Below are 12,020 nucleotides of genomic sequence, written 5' to 3'. Positions count from 1 at the left end.
TAAATTAAGAATTCCTCATGTTTGTATTATTTACCAAGAAAGCTTTTCTTGAAGAAGTCTAGTTGGAAATCTAATGTAAGTGGATCATTGAAATAGAATTCCATCATGTTTGCTTCGTATACGCGATTATTTTTTACTGCTGGAATGTTTTTGTATGATTCTGTCTCTTGGAAGGAGTTATCAGTATCTTTGTTTTTACTTACGATTAAGTAATCACCAGCAAACTCAGGTAATACCTCAGTAGATAATGCGTAGTAACCTTCTTTTAAAGCTTTTTCTTTTACTTTTTCAGGCATTTTTAATTTCATTTCTTGGTACAGAATTTCTGTTCCGCGGCCCCAGTTCTCGCCGTATACATAAAGCTGTTTATTGAAGTTTTCAACAACAGATACTGTTGCATCTTCACCAATTTTTGCTTTAATTTCTTTACCAGCTTCTTGTGCACGTTTCTTGAAATCATCAATCCAAGTTTTTGCTTCTTTTTCTTTGTTTAATAACTTACCGATTTCTAAATGTTGTGTTAAGTAATCAACTTTTCCGTACGTGTATGTTACAGTAGGAGCAATTTTCTTTAACTTATCGACATTTTTAATATTTGATAAACCAATGATTAAATCAGGGTTTAGTTCAGCGATTTTTTCAACATTTTCATCTGATACTTCAGCAGCATCTTTAAGTTTACTATCAAAACGTGGGTTTTGTTTAGACCATGAATCTACCCCAACAACATTTACTCCTAATGACATTACGTTACCAGCGAATGCTGATAAAACAACAACGCGTTTTGGATTTGCAGGAACTTCTACTTTACCATTTTCAGATTGGTATGTAATTGTTTCTGATTTACTACCTTTTGCATCGTTCTTTTTGTCTGTAGAGCCGTTGCTACAAGCACTCATAACAAGAACGAAAAGAACTGTTAGTGAAATAAATAACTTTTTCATCGTCTTTCTCCTTTAACGTAGATGTATGTGTATACAATAATTTGTTTAACTGCAATCTTTTTGAAAGAGTAGTGGTAATGCAAAATAATTTATTAAAAATCTTGAATGTGAGATTTTATAATATAGTATTAACCATATTAATGAAAGAAGATGTAATCTCAATTTGCTAATTATTAACAAAATGATAATGATTATCACTATTGATTCTTTAAATAATATAATTTTATATAGGTGTATTGTCAATAGTAATTTTGATTGTAAATTTTGCGGAAACAGGTTATATTTTATTGAGAATGATAATCAATGATTGATAGCTGAGGAGTGAGCACGAATGAATCGAGAAGAATTGTTTGATGTAACTGTAATAGGCGGAGGACCTGCAGGGCTTTATTCAGCTTTTTATAGTGGACTTAGAGAGATGAAAACGAAAATAATAGAATTTCAACCACAGTTAGGTGGAAAAATACATGTTTATCCGGAGAAGATGATTTGGGATGTAGGAGGGCTATTGCCAGTTACAGGTGATAAATTAATTGAACAACTTGTACAGCAAGGGCTAACATTTAAACCGGAAGTTGTATTAAATACAAAAGTAGAATCAATTATTCGTAATGAAGATGGAACTTTTACGTTAAAAACAAGTACTGGCGAAGAACATTTTTCAAAAACAATTATCGTCGCAACTGGAAGCGGTATATTGAAACCGCAAAAGTTATCGATTGAAGGTGCGGAGCGATTTGAAGTATCGAATTTAAATTATACAGTTAAATCTTTAATGCGTTTCAAAGATAAAACGATCATTATTTCTGGTGGAGGAAATTCTGCCGTTGATTGGGCGAACGAATTAGAACCAATCGCGAAAAAAGTGTATGTAACATATAGAAAAGAAGAATTATCTGGTCATGAAGCACAAGTAAAACAACTAATGAACAGCTCAGCGGAGTGTTTTCTGAATACATCGATTACAAAATTAATTGCTGGTGATAATCATGAAGCGATTGAATATGTAGAATTAACGAATCATGAGACAGGTGAAGTTTCTCATTTACCTATTGATGAAGTTATTATTAATCATGGATATGAACGTGACATTACATTATTAGAAAATAGTGAGTTGGACGTTGCGATTATAGATAATTTTTATATTGCAGGTAATGCAAATAGTGAGTCTTCTGTAGATGGATTATATGCTGCGGGAGATATTTTGAAACATGATGGGAAATTGCATTTAATTGCGGGGGCATTCCAAGATGCTGGAAATGCTGTGAATAAAGCGAAACAATTTATTCAGCCAGATGCAAGTGAGTACGGAATGGTTTCTTCGCATAATGAAGTATTTAAAAAACGAAATCGAGAATTGATAAAGCAAATGATGAAATAATAAAGTGAAACTTTAATCAGTGGGGGCTATCCTGCACTGATTATTAACCTCCACCAATCGGGCTTTTACTACCCACAAATAGCCGGATAAAGGTACAAGTATACCCCCATTTACTTCTCTATTCAAATAGACGAGAGATGTAAATGGGGGTTTTCCTGTTTACTATATTTTCAATCATTATTATGACACCGGTTTCATCAGTTCATATGACATGAACATTTTATTTGTAAATCAGTCTAGAAAACAATGAATCTATGTTTTGTTTACGCTGTTCCTTTTGCTCGTTCATTAGGAAATGGCATATTTAGTATAGAAGCAATGTATTGTTTTCCATGTTTTCGAGCCAATGATTCTAATATTTGACGAACGCGTTTTGTAAGATGCCCTTGTTTTTTTATCGCTTCACAATATGCGTCGTAGAAAGCATATTTAGCCCATAGAAAATCATCTTGTTGGAATAAGAAATGATTTTTGTACCATTCACCAATTGTATGATAACAATTGTTTTCGTGTATTGCTACGCCTTGAGAAAGAATACGATCAGATAAAGATGTAGTTAAATGAGAAGTTGTATTTTCTGTTTCAACTTGTAATGTTTTTTCTAACATTGTAATGATGTGACGAGTAGCCATATGTTAACTCTCCTTTGTGTAAATGGGTGATACCATTCTATATTTAAAAAAATACTTACTATATTATTATACAATATATGGAATGGTTCTACCTGCTTTTTAAACTGCATTTACAAAATCTTTTTTATTTGTTTACAAAAATAAAGTAAGATACAGTATATATGAAAAAACAATAAAGGAATGAACGCATTGTATATAACAATAGAAGAAGCTGCGGAGTATTTGAATTTACCAAAATCGTATATTGAAGAGCTAATTCAGCAAAAGAAAGTTCGTGCGCTATTCGATGGAGAGCAATATTTATTAAATAAAGAACAATTCAACACGCATTTAGAACAAATGGAGAAATATAAACAATTAGTGGAAGAAATATTAAACGAACCAATTCCAGAAGATATGGACGTTAAAGACGAAGACTAAACTTTAGGAAATTCCGTATGAAGATATGCAGAAATGTATCTTCATACGGGATTTTTTTATCTAAAGACATCAAAATCCTAAGGAGCCCTCAGGATTTCTTAGAATTTTGATAGGTAGTAGTCTACCATGTTAAAAGCATATTTTTTTCGAGCTAGGACAAACATAGAGAACGTAACCTGTACAGATACATATACTATCAGTGCAAAAGCTTATAAATTAATGGAAGGGGTTTTCTCGTGAGTTTATTTCATTGGGATTTTTTGAAAGACTTAATTGGATCTTATGTAAGAGTGAACAGAGGTGGACCAGAATCTCAAAAAGGAACAATAGTATCATTAGGTGCGGACTACTTCGGATTAGAGAATGAAAAAGGAGAGAGCCATTACTACCAGCTTCGCCATCTGAAAAGCATTACCCAAAATACGAAAGATGGTGGAGTGGGTGATTTAGAATGGGTGGAAGAAGACATTGCAGAAGACTTTGAAACGCTACTTCAAGGCTTCAAATACCGCTGGGTGAAAATTAACCGTGGTGGACCAGAGAAAATTGAAGGTATTTTACAAGATGTTTCTGGCGGTTATGTAACATTGATTATTAAAGAAGAAGTTGTATTAATTGCACTATCTCATATTAAGAGTGTTAATTATAATGCACCAGTAAGTGGAGAGAGTAGTGATGAGAGTAGCGATGAGAAAAGTAATGAAAACAGCAATAATTCAGGTCGCGCTCGTGCACAAAGACAATCAAGTAGAGGAAGATAATAAGAAAGGAGGGTACAAAATTGGAGAGTGTATTATGCTGTGATCAAATCAAAGGTTTAGTTGGTGAGAATGTAAAAGTAAATCTTCGTGGACCGGAAAGTCGAGTAGGTGTACTGTCATTGTTAGGAAAAGATTACCTTACACTACAATTACCTCATGGAGAATTAGTGTATTATCAGCTGAAACATGTGAAGAGTCTAGTCAGAAAAGTGAAAGAGGCACAAGGAGAATATGGTTCATGTTTTTATGCGGAAGAAGATACTTTTTTAGATGCATTAAATGACTTGAAGTATAAATGGATAAAGATTAATCGTGGTGGACCAGAGTGTGTGGAAGGTTTATTAAGTGATATACATGATGGGAATATTACACTAGTTAATGGTGATGAGGTCATTTATGTGATTAATTCCCATATTAAGAGTGTGAGTCAAATAGTTAAAAACAAAAAGAATGAAGAAGAATAATGTTTAATAAATAAAAGGGGCATTATGATTGAAAATGAAGAATGATTTCATATTTCTCTGTAATTATTTTTGGATATATGAAAAAGGGTTTCTTACTATTAAAAAACAGAACATTGCCCCTGATTATTTTTAGAATAAAAGAAAGGGAAATTGTAATTTCATAGGAAGGAGGATATAGATGAATGAGTTACACAAAAGTATTGGAGAAAATATATATGTTAAATTAATTGGTGAAAAGAGATTTAAAGGCGTATTAATCGATGTAGGAAATGATATTGTTGTTCTTTACAATGGACAAGACTACGTATATATATCTTTATACCATATCCAATATTATAAGTTTTTAAGACCATATGATGAAGAAATATTAAAACCTGATGTAGATTCTGTAATTAAAAGGGAATCTCCTTCAATTTCTTTGAGGAAAGTATTAAGCACATCTAAAGGGATTTTTACAGAAATTTATGTAGCAGGTAATGCTCCAATACATGGATATGTTACAAGTGTAATGAACGATTATATTGTTTTTTATAGTCCAGTCTATAAAACTGTATATATATCTTTAAAGCACTTAAAATGGTTAATTCCGTATAAAGAAAACCAAGTGCCTTATTCCCTCAATAAAAATGAACTCCCCGTAAATCCATTAAATATTACGTTAGCCCGAACGTTTGAGGAGCAACTTATTAAAATGTATGGAAAGATTATGGTGTTCGATTTAGGTGAGGAATCCAATAAAATTGGAAAAATGGCGAAGATCGATGAAGGACATATTGAAATATTAAAAGCGCGTGATGCAAAAATGTATGTGAATATTCAACATGTAAAATCTGTCCATTGTCCGTAGGCTAGTTGAAAGGGCTGGCTTTTTCTTTTATATGCAGAAGGAAAGGTCGGGCCTGTTTGTTTAGTTCGATTTGGATATGAGGGGAAAAATGAATTGAATATAAATTATGTTAGTATGATTTTTGAAGAGGCAATCTTGTGCTAAATTATAAAAAATATGTACGAGCCACCTTTTGATGTATTCAATTTATTTTTTGAGGAAGAACTGCTCAACTAATTTACTAAAGGGGTTTTATTTGTGGAGCCGTTTCCAAATTCGTTATCGATTACATTACTTGGTAGTGCTGGTGGAGCAGCGAAGGCAGTTTTAGCAATTTTAAATCAAGCGATAGCAAATGAAAAAGATCCAATTTATGAAGTGATAAAGAATGTTACATTTCATTTGGTTGATATAAAACAAAAAGATAGGGCTTATTATGATGAGTTGTTTCCACATTTGAAAGGTCATTTGTCATTATATGAAATAGACCTTCAAGATGTAGTGAAATTTAAACAGCATTTAACAGAAAAAAGTACGAGTGTTGTTATTGATGTTTCGGGTGCAGATACGATCAGGGTACTGAGCTGTTGTAATGAACTTGGAATCTTTTATATTAATTCAGCTTTGGAAAATGAGGCAGTAGATCAGGACGATAGTTTACTTGGATTTCAGCTTACGGAACGATATACGAGGTTTGAGAAAGAGAAAGAAAAATTTACAAATACAAAAGCGATTATAGGTTCAGGTATGAATCCAGGTGTTGTTCAATGGATGGTTGTTGAACTTATGAAAGAACGGCCGAATGAACAGCCACAAGCATGCTATATTGTAGAACATGATACGTCGTTTTTGAATGATACGGCACTTATAAAGCCGTATACACTTTATACGTCATGGGCAGTAGAGCGATTTCTAGACGAAGCGATATGGAGTTATCCGATGTATATGAGTCATCATCGTCCTCTTTATTTTTATGAGGATGTATATGCTTCAGAGTATAAAGTGAAGTTAGGAGAAAGAGAGTTTTATGGTTGCTTAATGCCACATGAGGAAGTTTTAATTTTAGGGAAAAATTTCAACATGGAAGTTGGTTTTCTTTACCGAATTAATGAGTATACAACAAATGTAATTAGACAGAACTTAGATAAGGTAGAAGATTTATGGAACTGGAATCGTAAAGTATTCAATCCAGCGGAAGAAGAGGTTGCAGGAGAGGATCTAGTAGGTGTATTACTCGTTTATGAAAATGGCGAGACGTATATGTATAACGTAATGAATAGTAGCCAAGTTTTTCATAAATATAAAACGAATGCAACTTACTTCCAAGTAGGGTGCGGAATTTATGCAGGTTTGTGTAGTTTACTTTTAGATCACTTTGGACAAGGTGCTTATTATGTCGAGGAATTATTATTAAATACAGAAAGTAAGTACGGTGAATATTTAAATTTATATATGAAGGATTTTGTAATAGGGCATAATGATTTTACGGATGGACTGCTACATGATAGGGTCAGATGGATATAAGTTGTGACTAGAAAGGAAGGAGAAGTCTCCTTCCTTTTTAGTATTATAAGGTTACGTATTGCCCTGAAAGCAATTTCATACTTATAATTTAAGGAGATAACGGTGGGGATTTTTTTTCGTATCGATCAAGGGGAGTTTTTATATGAACAAATACAAGAGCTTGATTTATGAAGAAAGAAAAGCTTTAAAGGTATTTATATTATTATTCTATATTATATTCTTTTCATATGACGCTATATATTATTTTGTATATCCTGCTATGAATATTAATGGAACAACGGTAGGGTGGCCAGAAGGAAGCCTTGGGATAGGCGTATATATATTTGTAATAGCATTATTCCCTATTTCAATGTATCTTCAAAAAAGAGGTTATGTATATTCTATAAAATATTTATTTTTATTTGGCTACATGTTTATCAATCTTATAAATAATTTAATGATTTATTTGCGAACGGATAGAGCTTTTGAACATGGTAGTATGGTAGAAATGTTATTAATTTTATTTGCACCGGTTTTCGTGAACAGAAAATATTTTTATTTAGTTTCCTTTAGTGTAATTGGAAAGTACGTACTTTTTACATTGATACTACAAGATCTAAAAGTTGTGATTCCGCTTGTCTTATGTGTATTCTATTTCATTATTTCACATTCTTTGTTGAAACGATTTCAATCTTATGTAAGAACGGTTGTTGAAATGATGAACAATATGAAAGAGACGGAAAATTTAGCTGTAATTGGGACTATGTCTACAACAATTGCGCATGAAATCCGAAATCCATTAACGGCTTTGAAGGGGTTTACGCAAATGCAAAAAGAAAGAAACCCTGAAGATATGATGAGCTATGAAATAATGTTACAAGAAATTGAGAGAATTAACGGATTTGTTAGCGAATTGATGTTATTAGGAAAACCGAAACCAACAAATTATGAATGGTGTAACATACGGGAAATCCTTTTATATGTTGTGCAGTTAATGGAAAGTTATGCGAGTCAATATAAAGTGAAAGTTTATTTGCAAATAGATGGAAACTTACCCGTTATAAACGGTGATGATAAACAATTAAAACAAGTGTTGTTAAATATTATTAAAAACGGAATAGAATCAATGCCAGAAGGTGGGGATATTCATATTCGGGCATATGAAAAAACTAAGGGGTATTTGTGTATTGCTGTCGAGGATCAAGGATTTGGTATAGAGGCAGGAAAATTAGAGAAGATTGGAAAGGCTTTTTACACAACGAAGGAGAATGGTACAGGGCTTGGTTTAATGATTACATATAAAATTATTAAAGAACATCAAGGGAGTATCACGATTCAAAGTAGTATGGGTGTGGGAACGAAAGTGGAAATTTATTTACCGACGATGTAGCGAAGTAGAAGAAAATATTTTTCAGAAAAGTGTTCTTCTTGTGTAAATATAAACATTTAATAAAATGTTTCAAGAAGGGTTTTTTTTATAAAATACTTCGTTTATAATGGAGGAAAATATCGACATGAGATTGGTTACTCATGTAACGGTTCGGTAGTGTTATGAAAAGAAAAGAAGGGGTGCCCGCGCATCCTTTTTTCTATGCAGATATGATGAAAGAGGTGGTATTGATGGAATTAACATTAAATTCGACTGTATGCTTACACACGATTCAATTTCGAAAAGAGCAAAAGAATTATATTGTAAAAGATACAATTACAGGAGAAAAATATGAAATGCCGCCACTTTGGATTGATGCATTGGCAATGATGCGTGACGGTTTTTTATTGGGAGAAATTGAGGAGAAATTAAAAGAAGAGTATCCAGCAGAAGAAGTAAATATACTAGCATTCACGAGGCAACTGTTAGAGCTAGAACTTGTTGGAATGGTAGATGGGGAAGAGATAGCTTGTACAAAGAAGAAAGAGAAAGATTATTTAGCTTGGGTACGTCCCCGGTTGGAACAATTTTTCCTTAATGTAAATAAAAAATATAGAAGCAAAGGTCAGTGATGATCTTTGCTTTTTTGTAGTCCATATTTTAAAAAATAACAGCGAATGCCCTTGCGAAAGCACCGTCACTATTTTTAATTTTTAAAGGTGCTGCTGAGAAAAAGAAACGTTTCGCTTTAATAGCATCTAGATTTGTTAAGTTTTCAATTAAGAAAATATTATTGCCTAACAGTATGTGATGAATGGGTGATGTTTCTGTCGTTACCTCATCGGGAGAAATAAAATCTAAACCGACTGATTTTACTTTTAATTCAACTAGTTCTTCAGCTAATTCTTCGGAAAGATAAAATGCTTCTTTCTCATAAGCTTCTGTATTCCATTTATTAGATAGATTAGAATGGAAAATGACAATATCGTCTTTTTTTATGTCGGCATTATGCAATACTTCTTTAGGGAGTTTTCTCTCTTGAACATGAGTGACATCGATGAGAACTGCTTCACCTACAAACTGATCAAGGGGCAATTGATCAATCGTTGTTGCACCAGAAATAAAATGCGCGGGAGCGTCGCAATGTGTACCGACATGAACGACCGAATGGAAATCTGTAACTTGATATCCCGTTTCTTCAACGCTTGTAATGGTTTCTAGTTGGATTGTTGGTGTTCCGGGAAATTGAGACATATTATTTTCAAACGTTTGTGATAGATCAATTACTTTCATTTTAAATACCTCCAATATATGTTTTTCAAATAATAAAAAGCCCATCTTTCATGATCAAGAAAGATGGGCTTTACATACTAGTTGCGTTTTATCTTCCAAAATGCAATGCATTTTGCAGGAATTAGCACCTATTCAGTTCTTATAAACTGAGGTTGCTGGGCTTCAAAGGGCCGGTCCCTCTGCCTCTCTTGATAAAGGTTTATTCAGTTTCAGAATTCGGAATATTCATGATATTTAAATTGTAATTCATTTCCTTTTTTCACGCAATACAAATTAGGTGTTCACCCAAATAAAGTTGCTCGCATATTGTAGCTTATGTAAGTAGACTGTTGCGAAGGAGTGAGTGCAGTGACAGGGAATGTGTTAAATTATTATGCTGGTGGTAATACAGCTAGAGGATTTCATAATTTATACGAAGAGAATTTAAAAGGGCTAGATAGGTTGTTTATTTTAAAGGGTGGTCCAGGAACGGGAAAATCTTCTTTAATTAAGGCAATAGGTCGAGAATGGGTTGAAAAAGGATATGATATTGAGCTTTTGCATTGTTCTTCTGATAATAAGTCGGTTGATGGGGTGATTATTCCGAAATTAAAAGTAGGAATTGTTGATGGAACATCACCGCATGTTATTGAGCCGAAAATGCCAGGAGTTATTGAAGAGTATATAAATTTAGGAGTTGCTTGGGACTCAGGTAAATTAAGAAAGCAGAAGGTAGAAATTGAACGGTTTGTATCAGAAGCGAGCAAGGCTTTCAAATCTGCTTACGGATGTTTTAAAGAGGCATTAGTTATACATGATGAGTGGGAGAAAATATATATTAATAACATTGATTTTAATAAAGCAAATGAACTAACAGATCAGCTAATTCAGAAATTATTTGCAGATAAAAAAGGGCAACAATCGATTGTGAAACATCGTTTTTTAGGAGCTGCTACACCGAAAGGAGCAGTTGATTTTGTTCCTAATTTAACAGAAGGATTGCCACATCGTTATTTTATAAAAGGACGCCCGGGCTCTGGAAAATCAACAATGCTCAAAAAGTTATCGAAGGCAGCAGAAGAAAAAGGTTTTGACGTTGAAGTATATCATTGCGGATTTGACCCGAATAGTCTTGATATGGTTATTGTAAGAGAATTAGGATTTGCAATTTTTGATAGTACCGCACCACATGAATATTTTCCAAGTCGCGTGGGTGATGAGATTATAGATATGTATGCTCTTATTGTTAAACCGGGGACGGATGAGAAGTATGCTACAGAAATTCGTGACGTTTCCATTCAATATAAAGCAAAAATGAATGAGGCGATGTCTTTCTTAGCAAAAGCAAAATCAGTTCGTGATAAATTAGAACGAATTTATATTGCTGCTATGGATTTTTCAAAAGTGGATGCATATAAAGAGGAAATTCAAAAAGAGTTTGAACGAATTACCGCTACTGTAATTGAAAAGAAAAAATAGTCTTTGTTAAACTGTCAGAAAAATTCTGGCAGTTATTTTAGTGTGTAGTAAAATTAATAGTATATTTGTCGAATTTCCAAGGAAATAATCAAAAAATGGGGATGGTATGAAATGAGAGAAAAAATTGAATTAGAGTTAGAAAGAATTGAAGAAGAGAATGATGTGAAAATTTTATTTGCAGTGGAATCGGGGAGTCGTGCTTGGGGATTTCCATCGAAAGATAGCGATTATGATGTTAGGTTTGTTTATATACATCCGGTAGAATGGTATTTATCAATTCATGATAAACGTGATGTAATTGAATATCCAATTAGTGATGACTTAGATATAAGTGGCTGGGATATTAAAAAGGCATTACAACTGTTTGCGAAGTCAAATCCAGCTTTACTTGAGTGGGTTCGATCACCAATTTTTTATTCGAAAAACTCTAACTTTCCAGAGCAGCTTCAGCAAATGAGTGAAAAGAATTTTGATCCAAAAGCAACGATATATCATTACTTACATATGGCTTCAAAAAATTATCGTGAATTTTTGCAAGGCGAGAATGTAAAGTTGAAAAAGTACTTTTATGTATTACGTCCTATTTTAGCTTGTCAGTGGCTAGAAGAGAAAGGGACATTACCTCCAGTAGAATTTAATCGATTGATTACAGAACAATCTATAGAACGTAGTGTATTGAATGAGATTGAGAAGTTGTTAATAAAGAAAAAAGCGGGTACGGAATTAGATGTTGGATTGAAAATTCAGGTGTTAAATCAATTTTTAGAAGAACAAATTGATTATTATCAGCAATACGTGAAAGGGATTGAAAAGGGATTAGGGATTGATATTGAGAGTTTGAATACACTATTTAGAAATATGTTGTTTGAAGTAAATAAAAAAGAGCGGAAATTGAAGTGACCCCTAAAAGTTAGACACGGTTATTTCATTAGGCAGCTTGATCCAAATGAGTCCGGTATTGCACCGGGC

13 protein-coding genes and 1 riboswitch are annotated in these 12,020 nt (G+C 33.1%); of the genes, 10 read left to right on the top strand and 3 right to left on the bottom strand.

The window, feature by feature from the left end:
* Positions 1-26: 26 nt before the first annotated feature.
* On the bottom strand, positions 27-944 hold the full coding sequence (locus JDS98_RS25665) for an iron-hydroxamate ABC transporter substrate-binding protein (protein WP_000732566.1): 918 nt from the start codon (positions 942-944) through the stop codon (positions 27-29).
* A 331-nt stretch (positions 945-1,275) separates the two neighbouring features.
* Between JDS98_RS25665 and JDS98_RS25660 the strand changes: the two genes are divergently transcribed.
* Entirely contained in the window at positions 1,276-2,325 is a 1,050-nt protein-coding gene (locus JDS98_RS25660) for an NAD(P)/FAD-dependent oxidoreductase (RefSeq protein ID WP_001078285.1), read from the top strand.
* Between the two features lie 263 nt (positions 2,326-2,588).
* On the opposite strand, the gene JDS98_RS25655 is transcribed toward JDS98_RS25660, so the two are convergent.
* Positions 2,589-2,957 carry a hypothetical protein gene (locus JDS98_RS25655; protein WP_000235486.1) on the bottom strand — a complete coding sequence of 123 codons (369 nt, stop codon included), beginning with the start codon at positions 2,955-2,957 and terminating at the stop codon, positions 2,589-2,591.
* A gap of 180 nt (positions 2,958-3,137) precedes the next feature.
* Here JDS98_RS25655 and JDS98_RS25650 point away from each other — a divergent pair, with 180 nt between their 5' ends.
* The 7 genes from JDS98_RS25650 (at position 3,138) to JDS98_RS25620 (ending at position 8,932) form a co-directional block, all read left to right on the top strand.
* Entirely contained in the window at positions 3,138-3,377 is a 240-nt protein-coding gene (locus JDS98_RS25650; RefSeq protein WP_002037874.1) for a helix-turn-helix domain-containing protein, read from the top strand.
* Positions 3,378-3,613: 236 nt separating this feature from the next.
* A complete protein-coding gene (locus tag JDS98_RS25645) occupies positions 3,614-4,138 on the top strand; it encodes an LSm family protein (RefSeq protein WP_097959748.1) in 525 nt (174 codons plus the stop codon).
* Positions 4,139-4,158: 20 nt separating this feature from the next.
* A complete protein-coding gene (locus JDS98_RS25640) occupies positions 4,159-4,602 on the top strand; it encodes a hypothetical protein (RefSeq protein ID WP_000446700.1) in 444 nt (147 codons plus the stop codon).
* A gap of 178 nt (positions 4,603-4,780) precedes the next feature.
* Positions 4,781-5,449: an LSm family protein gene (locus tag JDS98_RS25635; protein ID WP_001003899.1), complete on the top strand. Its 669-nt coding sequence runs from the start codon at positions 4,781-4,783 to the stop codon at positions 5,447-5,449.
* 237 nt (positions 5,450-5,686) lie between these two features.
* Positions 5,687-6,952: an S-adenosylmethionine decarboxylase related protein gene (locus JDS98_RS25630; RefSeq protein WP_098911532.1), complete on the top strand. Its 1,266-nt coding sequence runs from the start codon at positions 5,687-5,689 to the stop codon at positions 6,950-6,952.
* Between the two features lie 142 nt (positions 6,953-7,094).
* Complete coding sequence (locus tag JDS98_RS25625; protein ID WP_001046090.1) at positions 7,095-8,321, top strand: ATP-binding protein; 1,227 nt, start codon at positions 7,095-7,097, stop codon at positions 8,319-8,321.
* Between the two features lie 230 nt (positions 8,322-8,551).
* Positions 8,552-8,932: a hypothetical protein gene (locus JDS98_RS25620; RefSeq protein ID WP_000424106.1), complete on the top strand. Its 381-nt coding sequence runs from the start codon at positions 8,552-8,554 to the stop codon at positions 8,930-8,932.
* A gap of 28 nt (positions 8,933-8,960) precedes the next feature.
* Here JDS98_RS25620 and JDS98_RS25615 read toward each other — a convergent pair whose 3' ends face one another.
* Entirely contained in the window at positions 8,961-9,593 is a 633-nt protein-coding gene (locus JDS98_RS25615) for a cyclase family protein (protein WP_000862992.1), read from the bottom strand.
* A gap of 85 nt (positions 9,594-9,678) precedes the next feature.
* Positions 9,679-9,791, bottom strand: a riboswitch (SAM riboswitch).
* Positions 9,792-9,941: 150 nt separating this feature from the next.
* Between JDS98_RS25615 and JDS98_RS25610 the strand changes: the two genes are divergently transcribed.
* Positions 9,942-11,051 (top strand): PRK06851 family protein, encoded by a 1,110-nt coding sequence (locus tag JDS98_RS25610; protein ID WP_000147480.1) that lies wholly within the window; start codon positions 9,942-9,944, stop codon positions 11,049-11,051.
* A gap of 111 nt (positions 11,052-11,162) precedes the next feature.
* Positions 11,163-11,951: a nucleotidyltransferase domain-containing protein gene (locus tag JDS98_RS25605; RefSeq protein WP_199634473.1), complete on the top strand. Its 789-nt coding sequence runs from the start codon at positions 11,163-11,165 to the stop codon at positions 11,949-11,951.
* Positions 11,952-12,020 lie beyond the last annotated feature (69 nt).

Source organism: Bacillus cereus group sp. N11, assembly GCF_016483605.1.
Lineage (GTDB): Bacteria > Bacillota > Bacilli > Bacillales > Bacillaceae_G > Bacillus_A > Bacillus_A toyonensis.
Note: the sequence above shows the minus strand (reverse complement) of the source record. Positions and strands in the feature narration are given on the sequence as shown.